The sequence below is a fragment of the Chryseobacterium sp. KMC2 genome, assembly GCF_016756935.1.
GTDB lineage: Bacteria > Bacteroidota > Bacteroidia > Flavobacteriales > Weeksellaceae > Chryseobacterium > Chryseobacterium rhizosphaerae.
Genome location: NZ_JAESIT010000002.1, coordinates 47,778 through 65,077 on the forward strand (window position 1 = coordinate 47,778; position 17,300 = coordinate 65,077).

At 37.5% G+C, this 17,300-nt stretch carries 20 protein-coding genes; 11 read left to right on the forward strand and 9 right to left on the reverse strand.

All coding sequences use genetic code 11. The features are described 5' to 3' along the window. Positions 1-15: 15 nt before the first annotated feature. Together JML65_RS02675 and JML65_RS02680 are read left to right on the forward strand one after the other, a co-directional pair. Positions 16-1,017 carry an aldo/keto reductase gene (locus tag JML65_RS02675; RefSeq protein ID WP_084087729.1) on the forward strand — a complete coding sequence of 334 codons (1,002 nt, stop codon included), beginning with the start codon at positions 16-18 and terminating at the stop codon, positions 1,015-1,017. 96 nt (positions 1,018-1,113) lie between these two features. Further along, entirely contained in the window at positions 1,114-2,106 is a 993-nt protein-coding gene (locus tag JML65_RS02680; RefSeq protein ID WP_202269828.1) for an MBL fold metallo-hydrolase, read from the forward strand. 200 nt (positions 2,107-2,306) lie between these two features. Here JML65_RS02680 and JML65_RS02685 read toward each other — a convergent pair whose 3' ends face one another. From JML65_RS02685 to JML65_RS02715, 7 genes are all read right to left on the reverse strand, one after another. After that, positions 2,307-2,699 (reverse strand): DoxX family protein, encoded by a 393-nt coding sequence (locus JML65_RS02685; RefSeq protein ID WP_047486091.1) that lies wholly within the window; start codon positions 2,697-2,699, stop codon positions 2,307-2,309. Positions 2,700-2,805: 106 nt separating this feature from the next. Beyond that, entirely contained in the window at positions 2,806-3,582 is a 777-nt protein-coding gene (locus JML65_RS02690) for a DUF1223 domain-containing protein (protein WP_202269829.1), read from the reverse strand. Positions 3,583-3,838: 256 nt separating this feature from the next. Continuing rightward, entirely contained in the window at positions 3,839-4,600 is a 762-nt protein-coding gene (locus JML65_RS02695) for a LytR/AlgR family response regulator transcription factor (protein ID WP_202269830.1), read from the reverse strand. Beyond that, positions 4,581-5,597 carry a sensor histidine kinase gene (locus JML65_RS02700; protein ID WP_202269831.1) on the reverse strand — a complete coding sequence of 339 codons (1,017 nt, stop codon included), beginning with the start codon at positions 5,595-5,597 and terminating at the stop codon, positions 4,581-4,583. Before JML65_RS02700 ends, JML65_RS02695 begins: the two co-directional genes overlap by 20 nt. A gap of 162 nt (positions 5,598-5,759) precedes the next feature. Continuing rightward, positions 5,760-6,197, reverse strand: coding sequence for a hypothetical protein (locus JML65_RS02705; RefSeq protein WP_047486082.1), 438 nt, complete (start codon positions 6,195-6,197; stop codon positions 5,760-5,762). Further along, on the reverse strand, positions 6,194-7,174 hold the full coding sequence (locus JML65_RS02710; protein WP_202269832.1) for a heme-binding domain-containing protein: 981 nt from the start codon (positions 7,172-7,174) through the stop codon (positions 6,194-6,196). The genes JML65_RS02705 and JML65_RS02710 overlap by 4 nt, the downstream gene beginning before the upstream one ends. Positions 7,175-7,347: 173 nt before the next feature. Continuing rightward, the gene (locus JML65_RS02715) at positions 7,348-8,094 is read right to left on the reverse strand and encodes an SDR family oxidoreductase (protein WP_202269833.1); all 747 of its coding nucleotides are present in this window, start codon (positions 8,092-8,094) and stop codon (positions 7,348-7,350) included. A gap of 102 nt (positions 8,095-8,196) precedes the next feature. Between JML65_RS02715 and JML65_RS02720 the strand changes: the two genes are divergently transcribed. Then, positions 8,197-8,532: a winged helix-turn-helix transcriptional regulator gene (locus JML65_RS02720; RefSeq protein WP_047486354.1), complete on the forward strand. Its 336-nt coding sequence runs from the start codon at positions 8,197-8,199 to the stop codon at positions 8,530-8,532. Positions 8,533-8,714: 182 nt separating this feature from the next. Here the strand turns inward: JML65_RS02720 and JML65_RS02725 are convergent, their stop codons facing one another. Then, complete coding sequence (locus JML65_RS02725; RefSeq protein ID WP_047486078.1) at positions 8,715-10,934, reverse strand: NADP-dependent isocitrate dehydrogenase; 2,220 nt, start codon at positions 10,932-10,934, stop codon at positions 8,715-8,717. A gap of 167 nt (positions 10,935-11,101) precedes the next feature. Here JML65_RS02725 and tpx point away from each other — a divergent pair, with 167 nt between their 5' ends. From tpx to JML65_RS02750, 5 genes are all read left to right on the forward strand, one after another. Then, entirely contained in the window at positions 11,102-11,602 is a 501-nt protein-coding gene (gene tpx, locus JML65_RS02730; protein ID WP_047486077.1) for a thiol peroxidase, read from the forward strand. Between the two features lie 88 nt (positions 11,603-11,690). Then, the gene (locus tag JML65_RS02735) at positions 11,691-12,263 is read left to right on the forward strand and encodes a Crp/Fnr family transcriptional regulator (protein WP_052188521.1); all 573 of its coding nucleotides are present in this window, start codon (positions 11,691-11,693) and stop codon (positions 12,261-12,263) included. A gap of 66 nt (positions 12,264-12,329) precedes the next feature. Then, on the forward strand, positions 12,330-13,019 hold the full coding sequence (locus tag JML65_RS02740) for an alpha/beta hydrolase (RefSeq protein WP_047486075.1): 690 nt from the start codon (positions 12,330-12,332) through the stop codon (positions 13,017-13,019). A 78-nt stretch (positions 13,020-13,097) separates the two neighbouring features. Then, positions 13,098-13,445, forward strand: coding sequence for a VOC family protein (locus JML65_RS02745; RefSeq protein WP_047486074.1), 348 nt, complete (start codon positions 13,098-13,100; stop codon positions 13,443-13,445). A 128-nt stretch (positions 13,446-13,573) separates the two neighbouring features. Further along, entirely contained in the window at positions 13,574-13,978 is a 405-nt protein-coding gene (locus JML65_RS02750) for a glyoxalase superfamily protein (RefSeq protein WP_202269834.1), read from the forward strand. A gap of 6 nt (positions 13,979-13,984) precedes the next feature. Here JML65_RS02750 and JML65_RS02755 read toward each other — a convergent pair whose 3' ends face one another. Further along, complete coding sequence (locus tag JML65_RS02755; protein WP_202269835.1) at positions 13,985-14,566, reverse strand: peroxiredoxin family protein; 582 nt, start codon at positions 14,564-14,566, stop codon at positions 13,985-13,987. 135 nt (positions 14,567-14,701) lie between these two features. Here JML65_RS02755 and JML65_RS02760 point away from each other — a divergent pair, with 135 nt between their 5' ends. The 3 genes from JML65_RS02760 to JML65_RS02770 all read left to right on the forward strand — a co-directional run bounded on the left by JML65_RS02760 (position 14,702) and on the right by JML65_RS02770 (position 17,275). Further along, positions 14,702-15,907 (forward strand): DUF763 domain-containing protein, encoded by a 1,206-nt coding sequence (locus JML65_RS02760; protein WP_047486068.1) that lies wholly within the window; start codon positions 14,702-14,704, stop codon positions 15,905-15,907. A 289-nt stretch (positions 15,908-16,196) separates the two neighbouring features. Further along, positions 16,197-16,787: a Crp/Fnr family transcriptional regulator gene (locus JML65_RS02765; protein ID WP_047486066.1), complete on the forward strand. Its 591-nt coding sequence runs from the start codon at positions 16,197-16,199 to the stop codon at positions 16,785-16,787. A gap of 77 nt (positions 16,788-16,864) precedes the next feature. After that, positions 16,865-17,275: a VOC family protein gene (locus JML65_RS02770; RefSeq protein ID WP_047486064.1), complete on the forward strand. Its 411-nt coding sequence runs from the start codon at positions 16,865-16,867 to the stop codon at positions 17,273-17,275. The last annotated feature ends 25 nt before the right edge of the window (positions 17,276-17,300 follow it).

The window sequence follows — 17,300 nt, forward strand, 5'->3', positions numbered from 1 at the left end:
TTAAATCATACCATCATGAAATTTAGAAAATTAGGAAATACAGGAGAGCAGTTATCTGCTATTGGTTTGGGTTGTATGGGGATGAGCTTTGCTTATGGCCCTACAGATGAGCAGGAGAGCATCAATACTTTGCACAGAGCATTAGACTTGGGAGTTAATTTTTGGGATACAGCAGACATGTATGCTAATGGAGAAAACGAAAAACTGATCTCTAAAGTTTTGGTTCCCAACAGAGATAAAATTTTTATTGCCACAAAATTCGGATTCAGATTTAAAGGTGATAAAGCCAGCCATAGTGGGGCTCCGGGTACCTATTTTGATGGTTCACCGGAATGGATCAGACAGGCCGTAGATTTAAGCCTTCAAAGGTTAAAGATAGATACCATTGATCTTTATTATGCTCATAGAGTGGACCCCAATATCCCCGTAGAGGAAACAGTAGGAGCCATGGCAGAACTGGTAAAAGCCGGAAAGGTGAAGTATATCGGACTTTCTGAAGCTTCAGCAGAATCTATCAGAAAAGCTAATAAAATTCACCCGATAGCTGCTTTGCAGTCAGAATACTCTATCCTTACAAAAGATGTTGAAAAAGAAATTCTGCCAACGATCAGAGAGCTTGGAATTAGTTTGGTTCCTTATTCTCCATTAGCAAGAGGACTTTTTGCGAACATCAGTGAAGTACAGAACTTTGGAGAGGATGACTTTAGAAAGACTTTACCGCGTTATCAGCAGGAAAACATAGAAAATAACACCAAGCTGGCAAAAGAAATCAATGATTTTGCAGCTTCTAAAGGAGTGAAGGGAACCCAGCTGGCATTAGCCTGGGTACTCAGTCAGGGTGAAGATATTATCCCAATCCCGGGGACTAAACGAATCAAATACCTGGAAGAAAATATCGCTGCCATAAACATAGATCTTTCACAATCGGATTTGGATACCATTGATGCGATCCTGAAGAAATATCCCAATGTGGGCGAAAGATATACTGAAGGTTCTATGAAATTAGTAAACAACTAAAGACTATACTGTAAACTGGGTTCCTGGATACTACCGGGAGCTCAGTTTTTTCAAATATAATAAATTCACACCACCACAATATCACATATTTAGATTATGAATAGAAGAGAACTGTTAAAGAATGGTTTACTGGCAGGAACACTGAGTTTGGTTCCTTTTTCCAGTATATTGGCAGAAACGAAAATAACTTCCGATAAAATAGAAGAAGATCTTTCAGGGTTTAAAAAAATGAAGCTTGGAGAATTAGAGCTTTTTGTTCTCACGGATGGATATATCCATGAGACAGATGTGAATTCATTTGCCCCACGAGGGAATGTTTCAGAAGTGAAAGCCATTCTTAAAGATAATTTCAGATCAGAAGATTATATTGATATGGCGATGAATACGCTGCTTGTAAAAACAAAGAATAAACTCATTCTTTTCGATTCCGGAATGGGAATTTTTGCTGATGAAAGAACGGAATTTCTACTGAAAAGTCTTCAAAAAGCAGGCTTCTCTGCGAAAGATATTACGGATGTTTTTATTTCTCATGCACACCCTGATCATATTGGAGGGGTTATAGATAAACAGAACAACTTTGTTTATCCTAATGCAAATATCTTTATTTCAAAAATTGAATATGATTTCTGGATGCAGGCTTCCCTCAAAGATTTTAATAACAGTGCCCTGAAAGCTAAACCTGAATTGCTCAATCAGATTGTCCCGGCGCTCCAGAATATTTTGAAAACAATTAAACCCAAACTGAAGTTTTATGATTTGAACAATACGCTGTATGATTATTTCAGTTTTCAGTTAGCCCCGGGGCATACACCAGGCTTAACGGTTACCACAGTATCATCAGGCAATGAAAAATTATTATACATAGCAGATCTTATTCATTCCGATGTTATTCTTTTCCCGCATCCTGAATGGGGTTTTTCCGGAGATACAGACCTGGATATAGCTGCCGCTTCAAGAAAAAAGCTTCTTCTGCAGTTGGCAGATACCAAAACAAGAGCTTTTGCCTGTCACTTGCCATGGCCAGGCCTTGGATTCACAAAGAAAAAAGCTGGCGCTTTTGAGTGGTTCCCGGAAAGTTTTATGAATTAAGAGATGTTGAAGAGTAAACAATAATAAAGCGGGCTTTAGTCCGCTTTATTATTGTCAATGTATCATTTAGCCCAAACTAAACATCAGCTGATCCCTAACATAAAACGAACCCTCTTAGTAGGTTGAGGATTCGTTTGCAGAAAAGAAAATCGTAGCTTTTCAAAAAATGAACATAAACTTTTCTATGACATTTCTGATTATCAGGCTTCTTCAAAGATCAGTTCGGAAGAGTATAGCTTTCTGAACATGAGATACGTTACTGAAAGTACTGAGAAAGCGATCATAGCATCTACTGCAGCGGGAAAACCAAGAACCGCAATCTTTGAAAAAAAAGCAAAGATGATATCGAAAAACATTCCGGCAAATACCCATTCTTTTAATCTCAACAGTCTGTTAGGAAGAAGAAGAACGAGAACACCTGAGATTTTAAAGACCCCTAATATATAAATGAAATGAGAAGGGTAGCCAAGCTGTTGGGTAATATCCCAGACAACAGGATTTTTTGTGAGTTCAAAGAAACCGCTTGCTCCAAACCATAGAGACATAAAGATTGCACCGGACCAATAGATGATTTTTGTTGTTTTTGTTTTCATTGTGATCGTTTTTTTAATTGTTATTGAATTTTAATGAATTGCTAAGAAGCGAAAAAGTTTGTGGGAGTGTCAGTTGTAAGAATTGAGATGGATGCTGTTGAAAAACTTATTTTAAATCCGTTTTTGCAGATCCCAGGATTTCTCCGGTTTTTGTATTTTGAATAAAGGCAATGATTTCCCAATTATCAGGAGAAAAATGCTCTGGAAGCAGAAAAGTTGAGGCTCCGTCTTGTATTGTATTTCCCTGAATCTTATTCTGTTTATGAACAATTTGCCAGTGTTGCAGATGCCGTCCTTCGTTTTCTCCTTGAGCAACCTGAGTGGAAGATTGTTTTTCAACAAGATTTATTACCAGTGTATGTTTAGGATCTGTTGAATTGGTCTTGTACTGTACGTTAATTTCGTTTTGAGAGGCCCTGGCTGAGAGTTCTACCTTTGTATTTTTAGAAACAAACAGTGCTTTTTGGATGGCGCTTTCCACAGCATTATGGTCGGAACCTACAAACTCAGTTTTTCCGTTGACGATTAACTGTGGGGTGTATACCTGAGAACCTAACATACGGCTGTATTGCTGCTGTCTTTGTGAGTTTTCAGGAGTACTGAATCTGTCTTTCCAACCCAGGCGATTCCAATAGTCAACATGGTAAGAAAGGATATAAACAGGCTCATTTTTATATTTCTTTTCGATTTGTCCCATCAGATCATCAGCGGGAGGGCAGCTGGAACAGCCTTCTGATGTGAATAGCTCCAATACGGCAAAACCATGATCTTCGGAAGCTGAATGTAGCTCGTTTTCTGATGTCTGATCTACCTGAACAAAGGCAAAAGCAGCAAACAGTAATGAGGTGAAAATCCCTGTTGTGATTAAATTTTTTAGTATCATATCTTTTAATTTGATTCAAAAGTAGACCGCCTTAGAACCTAAAAGAATGAGAAAATAAGTTAACCGGACAAATGAAGGGTTGAAACCGGAAAAAGAAGTTGTAGAAATTTTGAAAGAAAATTAAAAGAATGAAGAGGAACCTTTTCTAAACATGAAAGATCATGAAAAAGGCAATTAACCGGATGGTAATCAGTTAATTGCCTTTATTTTATGACACGCCTTTAGGTCGTAATAGATTCATGTGTACAGTCCGGTATTACCGATCTTCCATCCAGGTAAAAAAGCTGTGCGTTTTTTCTTTATTGATAAGAAGTTTTTCAGGAGTATCGACAACGAGGGTAACAAGGATTTTCCGTTGGAAATAATGCTCCATTTCTTTGATAGCCTTAAAATTAACCAGATATTGCCTGTTGACTCTGAAAAACTGTTTACCGGAAACCTGTTCGGCAACCTGCCCAAGAGGCTGGGTGAGCTGAAACTGTTCCCTGGAAAAGGTGACCAGATGGGTAATTTCGTTGTGGATATAAAAATAAGCTATATTCTCAGTGAGAACACTAGTGTACTTTTGGTTTTTGAAAACAAGGAAACTGCTTTTGCCTTCAGGCTGACTGATTTTTTGTAAAAGAGACTCCAGGTCGGGTAATTCATTCTTTTGAAAGAATTTTTTTAATTCCTCTACTTTTTTGAGAGCTTCCGAGATATCTTCCCGGGAAAAGGGTTTGAGCACATAATCCACTCCTTTACTTTTAAAAGCATCCAGCATATACTGATCAAAAGCAGTACAGAAAACCACTGGACACGTGATTTCTACAGCTTTGAAAATTTCAAATGAAAGTCCGTCAGAAAGTTGGATATCCATAAAGATAAGATCGGGCTTTATATCCATTGATAAAGCTTCAATGCTTGCTTCAATACTGTCATAAACTCCCAGGATACAGGAATCGGGCTGTAAATCTAAAATTAAGCTCTGAAGGGCCTTTGCTGCCCTAAATTCGTCTTCAATGATGATGATATTCATGGATCAGTGGTAGTTTTATCTGAAAGGTTTTTTCGTCCGAATAAATAATGATGTCCTGTTCTAGAAGATGCTTATAACGCATTTTAATATTGTCCAGTCCAACGCCCAAAGAATCTTCTACTGCCATTTTACGCTGAATGGGGTTTTCAATAATCATCAGATCTTTGGTGTTATAGATCTTAATATGTAAAGGTTTGCTTTGGGAAACGATATTATGCTTAATACAGTTTTCTACCAAAAGCTGAAGCGTAAAGGGGGGAATAAGTGTTTGCCCGGTTTCTTTTTCAAGCAGATTAGTAAATGTAATGCCGTCACCAAAACGTGCTTTTTGAAGGAAAAGATAGGCATCTACTATTTTCATTTCTTCCTGAACACTGATGAGGTCTAATTTTCTGCTTTCAAGAGTGAAACGGTAAAAGTCTGAGAGCTTTACAATAAAATCTACAGTCTCCACATCATGAGTTTCTGCCATTAATTTTAAAGTATTCAGGCTGTTGAAAAGAAAATGAGGATTGATCTGTTGTTTTAAAAGTTCATATTGAGCTCCAAGATGATCACTTTTCACTTTTTCAAGCTCCAGCTGTATCTGCTGACCGGTATAATTGTTCTGAAGTAAGGTCAGAAACATATAGCAGACCAAATTGATTAAAATACCTCTTACCTCCACCATCAGCATAACCGGTCCAAAATTGATATGAGATAAGATCAACTGCTGAATCCATGCCAGCACAAACATAATCACCATTCCAAAAGCTAATATGACAAGCAGCCTTGGGTAGGAAATATGCTGTCTGCGCTTTCCTGCTGACCGGTTCAGCATATAAATATTGATATACCACATGGTAATGGAGAATGCAGCGGTTATCGCCGAATTGACAATGGCTTCCTTCCAGTTAAATTCATGAGAGGCAAGCTGGGGAACCGAAGATAAAATTCCAAGAAAAATAGAACTCACCCAGATGACCGCCTGCGAAATTTTTATTTTTTGCTGTTGCATGAACCGCGAATTTGAAAAGGTTAAATTAATGTTTTTTATTGGTAAAACAGTGAATAATAAAGAACGAATAGTGAATTTGCTATGCCTGTTAATCATCCATTCATCATTGATTGAGCTGAGCCAATTCACTATTCACAGGAAATAAACCAAAATCCAGTTTAATCAGGGTCTGCTTACCGGATGATAGCTCATCAGATATTGTATTCTCTCTTCTTTATTGACTGAGAGATTGTTAGACTCTGCGTTTTTCATTTCATAAGAAACGCTTCCTTTTTCATCAGATTGGAGAGTCTCAATACTTACCAGCTCCCCGGTGATTGTTCCTCCCGTGTATTGAGGGTTTTCATGATAACGCCACGTTACCAATTTTATAACAGTACCTGATTCCGGTTGGCTATTTTCTTTTGATAATGATTCTAAAGCTTTTGAGTTTCCATATAAAGCGGACATGGTTTCTTTTTTGGGATTCAAAGAAGTTGAGATGAATTTCAGGTGACCCGGATCAAAAACTACTCTTACAAGTCCGTTATCCTTGTTTTCTTTGTTGCAGGAGATAAGTAAAATAAAACCTGTCAGGAGAATTGCGAATGTATTTTTCATTTTTTCTGTAAATTTTGAATTAATCTTTGGGTGTTGATTTTCATAGGAACATCAAATAGGTATCCTGTTTTTTCTGCAAGTTGTCTGTGGCAGGCAATACATGATTCTTTGGCAAATGATGCTGATTTTCCGGTAGGATGAAGGGCATCTCCTGAAAACTTTGCAAAGCCCCAACCTTCAGTGTCTTTGTATTTCTTAGCATCTTTTACCATAAACTGTGCATTGATAAACTTTCCGGCTCTGATTTCTCCGTCCGGAAGTTCCTGCTGTTTCCATACCGATTTTACTACGATGCTTCCGTCCGGCCAGGGATGGAAATTTTCGGTCTCAATGGCTTTGACAGCAGTAGGATTGCCATAGATAACGCGGATAGAATGGTCGAAGAGTGTACTCATGCTGATCACCTTCCAGTTTTTAAAATCATCATTATACTGAATGCCATTGGGGGAAACAGTATTTTTTGATGGAATAGGTTGGCGAGCTTCTTTGATTTCCTGACCTGTATTTTTATCCTTGGTTAGAGTACCGGTACCAGATAATGAGAGTGTATATTTTTTGATTGTTTCAATATCTTTTTGAGAAATTTTAGAAGAGGGATGTAAGAGGGTATATTCATGAAGTGGCATTTTCCCACTTTGCATCATGTTCAGAATAGCATACATTTTCCCCTGATGCTCCGCAGGAGACAGCTTTTCCCATTCCGAAAAATTAAGAACCTCTCGGGCTCTTTTTATATCTTTATTGACAGCCCAGGAAACCGGGGCAAGCTTATCATACCAGCTTAAGTTCTGCTGGTTGGAGTGGCAGTTAAAACATGAGTTTTCAAGGATAGCAATGACCTCACGGGGGGCTTCAATTTTCCCGGTGACAGGTTTTCCTTCCAGAGGTTGGCTCAATAGCTGAAGCCCTCCGAAGATTCCCAGTATAGCCAAAAAGATAATAGCAATGGGATTTCTTTTTTTCTTTTCAGTATTCATAACAAGTATTGTTTTTTTCTGAGCCAAAAGTAGAGGAGAGGTCCAGATTTTGAAATGTAAAAAAGGCTAAGCCGGACAAAAAAGAAGGTGAATAAGGAATTTTAAAGTCTGAAAAATTCAACATAAAAATACCGGCAATATATTATGATTGCCGGTATGTAAAAACTGAAAGCTTATAAAGTGATCCCTCCATCTATCACGATCTCCGTTCCGGTAATAAATCCGGAAACATCAGGATCAGATAAATAGGTAACCCATTTTGCCACTTCCTCTGCGGTCCCCATTTTTTTCAGTGGAATTTCATTGATCAGGTGGCTGTTGAGATTCTTTAAAGTTTCCTCATCCAGTCCAGCCTTGCTCATAATATCTGTATTTATAGGGCCGGGACTGATGATGTTGACTCTGATTTTCCTTGGAGCCAGCTCTGCTGCCGCAGTTTTTGTAATTGAATTAAGTGCAGCTTTGCTTGCCTGATATACAGAGCTGTTGGGTTTGTAGGTGGAGGCTACAATAGATGATAACATGATGACAGAAGCTCCATCGGTGAGTATAGGAATGAATTTGCTTAAGGTAAAGTAAGCTCCCCTGAAATTGATATTCATCACCTCATCAAAGTTGTGGACATCCATATTTTCAATCAGAGCCATGCTTCCTGTAATTCCTGCATTGATAAATAAAATATCTACCTTTCCGAATTGTTGTTCAACTTCTTTTTTTAGCAAATCGATGTCGTGAAGGTTGGCCTGGTCTGCAATGAAAGGAATTGCTCCGAGTTCTAAAGCTGCTTTTTCAACAGCTTCTTTTCTTCTTCCTGTAATGATGACTGTGGCTCCTTGTGAAATAAGTTCTTTTGCAGCAGCGTATCCGATTCCGCTGTTTCCACCTGTTACTATCGCTAATTTGTTGTTCAGTTTTTTCATTTCTTACAATTTTTGACAAAGTTATTTCAATTTGGTATACTTTTGTAACCAGTATCACAGAGTATATCAGTATCATTCATGATATCACTTAACTTTGCACTTATGGAAAGAGATCAGACAGAAGAATTAAGAGCCCTTCAGGATACCCTTTATTTTATTGGAGGAAAATGGAGAATTCCCGTCATCAACTCAATTTGTAATGGGAACAGACGCTTTCGGGAAATTGAAAGAAGCATTCCCGGAATTACCACAAGAATGCTTTCAAAAGAACTTAAAGATATGGAACTGAATAAACTGGTAAAGCGCAATGTCTACCCGGAAACTCCCGTACTGATTGAATATGAGCCCACAGAATATTGCAGAACTTTTGGAAATATAATCCAGGAAATGATAAACTGGGGGAGAGAACACAGGAGAGTGATTGTGGAGGATAGGTAGGTGAGAGGTGGCAGGTGTTAGGTGGCAGGGATTAGGGATACGTTGACTTTGATGAATAAATATATGGTCAATATTTCCCTCCTTTTGACGGGGTGGTTTTCGGTATATCTTTTAATGAATAGGCCAAAAACAAAAAAGCCCCTTTTGAAAAAGGAGCTTTCTTATTTATATTACATCAGAAATTAGATTCTGTCAATAATTTCATTTAAAACAGTACTTGGTCTCATTGCTGTGTACGTTTTGTATTTATCAGTTTTGTAGTAACCGTCAATATTTTGAGGCTTACCTTGAGCACCAATTAATTCTGCATTAATTACCTCTTCATTCTCCTTCATTTCTTTTGCAACCGGAGCAAACTTAGCCGCCAATTCTGCATCAACAGTTTGGTTTGCCAAGGCTTCAGCCCAATACATAGCTAAATAGAAATGAGAACCTCTGTTATCGATTTGTCCTACTTTTCTTGCTGGAGATTTATCTGTAGCTAAGAATTTAGCATTTGCTTCATCCAATGCATCAGCCAATACCTGAGATTTTGTATTTCCCTGAGTCTGTGCCAAATGCTCTAAAGAAGCTTGTAAAGCAAGGAATTCACCTAGAGAATCCCATCTTAAATATCCTTCTTCTAAGAACTGTTCAACGTGTTTTGGAGCAGAACCTCCGGCACCTGTTTCAAATAAACCACCTCCGTTCATTAATGGAACGATAGAAAGCATTTTTGCAGAAGTTCCAAGTTCAAGGATTGGGAAAAGGTCGGTTAAATAATCTCTTAATACGTTTCCTGAAACAGAGATTGTATCTTTACCTTCTCTTGCTCTTTTTAATGTTTCAGTCATAGCATCTTTTACATCAAGAATTCTGATGTCAAGACCTGCAGTATCGTGATCAGCAAGATATTTTTCTACTTTTTTGATGATTTCTCTGTCATGAGCTCTTCCTTTGTCTAACCAGAAAATAGCAGGCGTATCAGATAATCTTGATCTGTTTACAGCTAGTTTTACCCAGTCCTGGATAGGAGCATCTTTAGTCTGACACATTCTGAAGATATCATTTTTTTCTACTTTTTGAGAAAGAAGAACATTCCCTGCTTCATCCTGAACCTCTACAGTTCCGTCAGCAGATAATTGGAAAGTTTTATCGTGAGAACCATATTCTTCAGCTTTTTGAGCCATTAATCCAACATTTGGAACAGATCCCATAGTAGTAGGGTCCAGCTTTCCATGTGCTTTCATATCGTCAATTACAGACTGATAGAAACCAGCATAAGAACGGTCCGGAATGATGCAAACTGTATCTTCTTCGTTTCCTTCTTTGTTCCACATTTTACCACCCCCTCTTACAAGAGCAGCCATAGAAGCATCAACAATGATGTCAGAAGGTACGTGGAAGTTGGTAATCCCTTTGTCAGAATTTACCATGGCCACTCTAGGTCCTTCAGCAAGCGCTTTCTCGATATCAGCTTTGATGTCAGCTTCCTGAGCATTTCCTTTAATTTTTTCAAAAAGATCAGCAAGACCGTTGTTAGGGTTGACATCTAAAGATTTGAATGTCTCAGCATATTTAGCAAATACATCTTTGAAGAAAGTCTCTACAATAGCTCCAAAGATAATCGGATCAGAGATTTTCATCATCGTAGCTTTAAGGTGAGCGGAAAGAAGTACATTTTTATTTTTAGCTTCTTCAATAGCCTCCTGTACAAATACTTTCAAAGCATTGAGGTTCATTACAGAAGAATCGATAACTTCTCCTGCCTGAAGGCCTGCGAAATCTTTCAACAAAGTTTCAGCCCCGTCATTTCCTTTGAATACGATTTTATATTGTGTAGCATTTTCTAAGGTTGTAGAATTTTCTGTCCCATAGAAATCACCATTGTTCATATGAGCTACATCAGTTTTGCTGTCAGAAGCCCAGTCACCCATTCTGTGAGGGTTGGCTTTTGCATAGTTTTTAACAGCTTTTGGAGCACGTCTGTCAGAATTTCCTTCTCTTAATACCGGATTTACTGCACTTCCTAAAACTTTTGCATATTTAGCTTTGATTGCTTTTTCATCATCATTTTTAGGTTCTGCAGGATAATTAGGAACTGCGAAACCTTTCGCCTGTAATTCAGCAATTGCTGCATCCAACTGAGGAACAGAAGCCGAAATATTAGGAAGTTTGATAATATTAGCGTCAGGTTGAGTAGCCAGTTGGCCTAATTCTGCTAAAGCATCACCGATTTTCTGATCATCTTTTAAGAATTCAGGAAAATTAGCTAAAATTCTTCCTGCCAAAGAAATATCCGGAACTGCGATCTCGATGTTTGCTGATTTTGTGAAAGCTTTTACGATTGGTAAAAATGAATGTGTAGCCAGCATTGGAGCTTCATCAGTAAGTGTGTAATAGATTTTTGATTTTTCTGACATTATACTGTTATTTGTTATTTGAAATTATAGTTCTACAAATTTAGTTAAAATTTAATTTTGGGGCTTACTCCTATACTGAGTTTTTTCACTTTAAGATTAATTTAACCTTTATTAAATTGAAAAAAAATCTATTTTGATTAAATTTGAAAAACTTTAAAAATAAAATTATGTCAACCATTACTTTAAAAGGAAACGAAGTACACACAATAGGAACATTACCGTCAGTAGGAACCACAATCAAAGATTTCGCTTTGGTAGACTCCGGGTTAAATGTAAAAACACTTGAAACCTTTGAAGGAAAGAAGAAAGTCTTCAATATTTTCCCAAGTATTGACACGCCAACTTGTGCCGCTTCCAGCAGAAAATTCAACGAAGAAGCTTCAAAATTAGATAATACAGTAGTGATTAATATTTCAAAAGACCTTCCTTTTGCCTTAGGAAGATTCTGTGCTGCTGAAGGATTAAATAACGTGGAAACCCTTTCAGATTTCAGAAGCAGCTTTGGTGATGATTATGAAGTAACCATTACTGATTCTCCTTTGAAAGGACTTTTAAGCCGTGCAGTAATCGTTGCAGACGAAAACAACAAAGTGGTATATACGGAGCAGGTTTCAGAAATTGCTGATGAGCCTAATTATAATGCAGCACTTACAGCATTAAACCAATAAAATAAACAACAGGAATAAAATACTTGTAACAGCCTTGTGAAAATAATTTTTTGCAGGGCTTTTTTAGATATAAAAACACAAACAGATTATGTTGGATCATTACAAAAAATATGGAGAACTGTTTCAGGTAGATCGGGAGCATTTCGAAGAATTTTATGCCCTGCTTAAACATACACAGCTTTTAAAATCTGATTTTTTTCTGAAACAGGGTGAAAAATGTAAATACTTAGGCTTTATCAAAAAAGGAACGATAAGGTGCTTTTATATCAATGATCAGGGGCGGGAGATCAATTTCGGATTTTATTTTGAAAATGAGTTTTTTACAGATTATGAAAGTATTCTTTGTGATACCGTTTCCAATATGAATATTCAGGCATTGGAAGACTGCGAAATTTTGCTTTTAAGAAAAGAGGATCTTAAATCTTTATATGAAAAAGAGGCATACTGGCAGCAATTTGGACGTGTAATGAGTGAAAAAATTTATTTGGATGCCAAAAAAAGAATTGATGATTTGTTATGCTATTCTCCCGAAAACAGATATTTAAATCTTTTGAAAAAAGAACCCCTTCTGTTTCAGAAAATAGCCCAGAAACATATTGCCAGTTATCTGGGAGTAACAGAGCAGTCTCTTAGCCGGATAAGAAGTAGGATTGTTAATTAACTTAAGTTAACGTCCTTTGAGATTTTAGCACGTAGCTTTACAATCATCAAATTTTAAATAATCATTATGGAACAGAAAGATCTAACCATTATTTTGGTACACGGAGCCTGGGGAGATGGCTCACACTGGCAGTATGTTATTCCTTCTTTGGTAAAAGCAGGATACAAAGTGAGAAGTGTTCAAAATCCTTTAACTTCGTTACAGGATGATATCAATAAGACAAAAGACCTTATAGATGCCCAGGAAGGGAAAGTGCTTTTGGTAGGGCATTCTTATGGAGGTGCTGTGATTTCAGGTGCCGGAAACCATGATAAAGTCGCCGGGCTGGTTTATATCGCTGCTTTTGCTCCGGATGCAGGAGACAGTTTAGGATCTCTTTTAGGAAGAAGGGAATCTCCGGGCGGAGCAAGTATTTACCCAGACAGTAAAGGTTTCCTGTGGATTAAGTATGACGAGTTTCAATCTGCTTTTTGCCAGGATCTTGATGACGAAAAGGCTTTGGTAATGGCATTGTCACAAAAACCTATTCATGGACAGTGTTTCGGAGATGTTGCCGGAGAACCGGCATGGAAAACAAAACCTAGCTGGTATCAGATCTCCTCAAAAGATCATATGATTCCGGCAGAAACAGAGAAGGAAATGGCAGAAAGACTTCAGCCAAAGAAAATAATTACGTTAGATGCAGGACATGCCTCATTAGCTTCACATCCTAAGGAAGTTACCGAATTGATTTTGGAAGCTGCTTCTTCACTCTAAAGACAAATACCTATAAAAATCTTGTAAAGCCCTGCGAAATTTTATGTAATTTCACAGGGCTTTTTTAAATGATACAGTATGGTCAAAAGAATCGTGGTCAATATAAAAACAGATGAGATATCAAAAGCCAGTCATTTTTATCAGGATATTTTAGAGCTTGATGTTTTGATGGATCATGGCTGGATCAAAACTTTTGGAAATGAAGAAGAAGCAAAAGTTCAGATCAGTTTTGCGGAACAAGGTGGAAATAATACCGAAGTTCCTGATCTTTCCATAGAAGTGGAGGATGTAGACCTCATTTATACGAAGATGCGCCTGGCAGGATTTGAAATACCGTATGAATTGACCAATGAAGATTGGGGAGTCCGGAGATTCTTTGTAAAAGACCCGTTTGGAAAACTGATTAATATTCTTTCTCACCAATAAAATAAAGCATATCATTCAATAGGAGTGGACTTTAGTCCGCTTTCATAAAAAATAAACCATCATTTGGCTTTAGCCAAAACTTAAAAATAATTTCCAAAATCCACATAAATATTTAATTAATTGATATCATGAATGCAAAACAGGTTATTCCTATTCTCAGAATTTTTGATTATCAGAAAACCCTGGAATTTTACATCGGTTGGATGGGCTTTGAAATCGTATGGGAACATCATTTTGAAGAAAATACACCCGTTTATATGGAGGTGAAAAAAGACAATATTATTCTTCATTTGAGTGAACACCATGGGGATGGAACTCCCGGAAGCAGTGTTTTTATCTGGGGAGAAGGAGTCCCTGAATATCACAAAGAGCTGCTTGCTAAAAATTACAAATACAATCGTCCGGGCCTTGAGAAGACCTTCTACAATGCCATTTCTTTTACCGTCAATGACCCCTTTGGGAATAAAATTATTTTCAATGAGGAATTTGATGAAAAAAAGCATGGTGCTTTACCGTTGTATTCAAATGATTGATAGCGCTTATTTTTGAGCCCCTTTAATACTGTCTAACTTTCGTATAAGCTCTTCATCTGTAGCTCCACCACAGCTGGAATGGATCACTTTTCCGTTGGAATCAATCAGTATTTTAGCCGGAGTACAGTAGATATTATATTTCAGCTGTTCCTGTTTGCTGGGAGATTGCGTATTATCTATTTGTTCAAATGTAAAACTGGCATCATGGAAGATCTGCTGAAGTTCCTTATCTGTTTCTACAAGTCCTTCCAAAATTCCTATAACGCCTACATTATCTTTGTAGTGGGTATAGATTCCATTAAAATCATCCACCATATTATAACTTGCATTAGGGTCTTTTTTAAGAAATGTTTTACTGTAAATGAAGATCAGAAGGTTTTTCCCCTGATAATCCTTTGAGTTGAATGGCTGCCCGTTAATTGTCTTAGCTGAAAAATATTGGGGTTTAGCAGCCTGAAAAAAGTCCAATCTGTTTTTGAGCCATTCCTCTCTCATTTTTTTAAGACCTTCTGCATTGGTTGATTCTTCTTTTTTACTTTGGCAGGCAGATAGCAAGGCTATACATAGAAATAGTAAAAGTTTTTTCATAATAGTGGGTTGGTATTGAAACGATACAAAAATCATAAAAAAATATGAATGGACAATCTTTTATGCTTTATTTAATGTTGATTCAAATCATGCCCCATTTAGAATATTAAAACTAACTTTGTTTTTTAATCAAAAATGAAACGTTCAGGAACAGCAGATCTACCTCTTCACTATGGCAAAGTACCGCCATGGTTATACGAACGGATGTCTGTTCTCGGGCTTTCCATTATTGAGGTGATCCTGATGGATTATGGTAAAGATGAAGTTCTCCGCCGTTTGGCAGACCCGTTCTGGTTTCAAAGTTTTGGAGCGGTGATGGGAATGGACTGGCATTCTTCAGGAATTACCACTTCCGTTATGGGAGCTTTGAAACGCTCTATTAACCCCAACTCTCAATCCCTGGGAATTTATATCTGTGGAGGTAAAGGGAAACTGTCAAGAGAAACTCCCTCTGAGCTGATTCGTATTGCTGATAAGACCGGTTTGAATGGAACAGAGCTGGTAAGAGCCAGTAAACTTTCAGCAAAGGTTGACAATACCGCCATACAGGATGGATATCAGCTGTATCTGCATAATTTTGTGCTCTCGGATAACGGAAACTGGAGTGTGATTCAGCAGGGAATGCACGAGTCTGACGGAACGGCAAGACGCTACCATTGGCACTCGGAAAATGTCAAATCATTTGTAGAAGAACCCCATACCGGAATTAATGGTATTTCAAGAGGGAAAATCCTTAACCTTACCGCTTCCGAAGCTTCGCAAAACAGAAAAGGAATTCTGGATATTTCCCATACCGACTCTGTAGATGTGATGAAAGACTTTTCAAGACTGATTCTTCCTGCCCATCATGATGTACAGGCTTCTGATGTTGATTTGAGACGGCTGGGCGCTCTTTTGTACATAACCCGTGAGCAGCAGCCACAAAATTTTGAAGATCTGCTGATGCTGGAAGGTGTCGGTCCGAGAACGATGCAGTCACTGGCATTAGTGAGTGAAGTGATTCATGGGGCACCGGCAAGATTTTCTGATCCTGCAAGGTTTTCTTTTGCCCACGGAGGTAAAGATGGACATCCTTTTCCTGTACCTACGAAAACCTATGACGAAAGTATCAATATTCTTAAAAAAGGAATAGAGAAGTCAAAGCTTGGAAACTCAGACAAATTAAATTCTTTACATAAACTCCACCAGATTGTAACATCAGCGGAAAAAGACTTTACTCCCGATTTTGATATTCAGCAGGTTATTGAAGAAGAAAGACAAAACTCCTGGCGTTTTGGAGGGAAAACTGTTTTTGGTGATGCTCCAAAACCGAACAAACCGATTCAGCTGTCTTTATTTTAAGCAAAAGAAAACCATCTCTCCCTTTCCCAGATATTTAACTCAGCCCCCTAAAGGTATAAGCATTCCCCTCCTCTGGAGTGGTGCCAAATCTTTGATTTGACGGGGTGGTTTAATTTGATAAGACGTTTTATAAAAATTAGAACATTTGTTTAATTATTAGTTGTTGTCGATTGTCTTTAATTTCAATGTGATATATTGATTTTTATGAATGATTTTCTTATTTGTTTAATATTTATATCTTTAACTGGATTAAAAATTTTATTTTTAAAACTCAAAAAAAATTGACCTGATGACCAATAAAGCCTTAGAAACATGCTATGATTTTCCTTTTTTTCTTCATGAAGAGCTTGAAGAAATATTTCAGGCCCATGAGAAAACATCATTTCAAAAAGGAGACTTTATTCTTGAAGAAGGAAAAACCGCTAATGAATATTATATTTTAGACAGTGGCCTAGCACGTTCATTTGTCAATGATTTCAACGGGAATGAAGTGACTACGCATTTCTTTGTAGAGAATGAGGTTATTATTGAGGTTTTATCATTGTTTCAGAGAATACCTTCTCAGGAAAACATCATTTGTATTACAGATTGTGAATGTTGGAGGCTTGATTACGATACTTTTCAGGACTTATTCCATAAAATTCCCAATCTCAGGGAATGGGGAAGATCCTGGATGTCTAAAGAACTTTTTGACTATAAACAGCGGTCTGTAGAAATGTTTACCCTTTCCGCTACCAAAAGATATCTGAATTTGCTGGAACAAAAATCGAAGGTTATCCAGTTTGCTCCCTTAAAGCAGATTGCTTCCTATCTGGGGGTTACCGATACTTCTTTAAGCCGTATTCGTAAAGAATTGGTTTCCCATCCCAAGAAAAATTAAATCTTGCCTTATGGCAAGTTGATTTTCATCATACCTTGGTAATTTTGGTTAAAAGTTTAACACTAAAAATTACAAAAATGAAAGTCAATCAAATTTATGTCAACCTTCCGGTAAAAGACATACAGAAAACAAAAGAATTCTGGACTACACTTGGTTTTGAAATTAATGAACAGTTTTCAGATGATAAGGCGGTGTGTGTTGCAATGAAAGATGACAATATCTATGTTATGTTTCTGAAAGAGGACTACTTCCAGACTTTTACCAATAAACCTGTTGCCAAAGAGAATACAAGCCAGGTTCTTGTAGCAGTGGGGCTCAACAGCCGTGAAGAGGTTGATCAGGTGGTCAATACTGCCTTGCAAAATGGATGCTCACAACATGAAGAACCTCAGGATTACGGATGGATGTACCAAAATTCTTTTTGGGATCTTGACGGACATGGCTGGAATATAACCTATGCCGATATCTCTCAAATGCCGACTCAATAGTAGAGCACCTAACGAGGATCACTGC

What these genes read in the sequence shown, in the direction of transcription:
- JML65_RS02675 (WP_084087729.1), top strand. Translation starts at nt 16, where the DNA reads ATGAAATTTAGAAAATTAGGAAATACAGGAGAGCAGTTATCTGCTATT.
- JML65_RS02680 (WP_202269828.1), top strand. Translation starts at nt 1,114, where the DNA reads ATGAATAGAAGAGAACTGTTAAAGAATGGTTTACTGGCAGGAACACTG.
- JML65_RS02685 (WP_047486091.1), bottom strand. Translation starts at nt 2,699, where the DNA reads ATGAAAACAAAAACAACAAAAATCATCTATTGGTCCGGTGCAATCTTT.
- JML65_RS02690 (WP_202269829.1), bottom strand. Translation starts at nt 3,582, where the DNA reads ATGATACTAAAAAATTTAATCACAACAGGGATTTTCACCTCATTACTG.
- JML65_RS02695 (WP_202269830.1), bottom strand. Translation starts at nt 4,600, where the DNA reads ATGAATATCATCATCATTGAAGACGAATTTAGGGCAGCAAAGGCCCTT.
- JML65_RS02700 (WP_202269831.1), bottom strand. Translation starts at nt 5,597, where the DNA reads ATGCAACAGCAAAAAATAAAAATTTCGCAGGCGGTCATCTGGGTGAGT.
- JML65_RS02705 (WP_047486082.1), bottom strand. Translation starts at nt 6,197, where the DNA reads ATGAAAAATACATTCGCAATTCTCCTGACAGGTTTTATTTTACTTATC.
- JML65_RS02710 (WP_202269832.1), bottom strand. Translation starts at nt 7,174, where the DNA reads ATGAATACTGAAAAGAAAAAAAGAAATCCCATTGCTATTATCTTTTTG.
- JML65_RS02715 (WP_202269833.1), bottom strand. Translation starts at nt 8,094, where the DNA reads ATGAAAAAACTGAACAACAAATTAGCGATAGTAACAGGTGGAAACAGC.
- JML65_RS02720 (WP_047486354.1), top strand. Translation starts at nt 8,197, where the DNA reads ATGGAAAGAGATCAGACAGAAGAATTAAGAGCCCTTCAGGATACCCTT.
- JML65_RS02725 (WP_047486078.1), bottom strand. Translation starts at nt 10,934, where the DNA reads ATGTCAGAAAAATCAAAAATCTATTACACACTTACTGATGAAGCTCCA.
- tpx (WP_047486077.1), top strand. Translation starts at nt 11,102, where the DNA reads ATGTCAACCATTACTTTAAAAGGAAACGAAGTACACACAATAGGAACA.
- JML65_RS02735 (WP_052188521.1), top strand. Translation starts at nt 11,691, where the DNA reads ATGTTGGATCATTACAAAAAATATGGAGAACTGTTTCAGGTAGATCGG.
- JML65_RS02740 (WP_047486075.1), top strand. Translation starts at nt 12,330, where the DNA reads ATGGAACAGAAAGATCTAACCATTATTTTGGTACACGGAGCCTGGGGA.
- JML65_RS02745 (WP_047486074.1), top strand. Translation starts at nt 13,098, where the DNA reads ATGGTCAAAAGAATCGTGGTCAATATAAAAACAGATGAGATATCAAAA.
- JML65_RS02750 (WP_202269834.1), top strand. Translation starts at nt 13,574, where the DNA reads ATGAATGCAAAACAGGTTATTCCTATTCTCAGAATTTTTGATTATCAG.
- JML65_RS02755 (WP_202269835.1), bottom strand. Translation starts at nt 14,566, where the DNA reads ATGAAAAAACTTTTACTATTTCTATGTATAGCCTTGCTATCTGCCTGC.
- JML65_RS02760 (WP_047486068.1), top strand. Translation starts at nt 14,702, where the DNA reads ATGAAACGTTCAGGAACAGCAGATCTACCTCTTCACTATGGCAAAGTA.
- JML65_RS02765 (WP_047486066.1), top strand. Translation starts at nt 16,197, where the DNA reads ATGACCAATAAAGCCTTAGAAACATGCTATGATTTTCCTTTTTTTCTT.
- JML65_RS02770 (WP_047486064.1), top strand. Translation starts at nt 16,865, where the DNA reads ATGAAAGTCAATCAAATTTATGTCAACCTTCCGGTAAAAGACATACAG.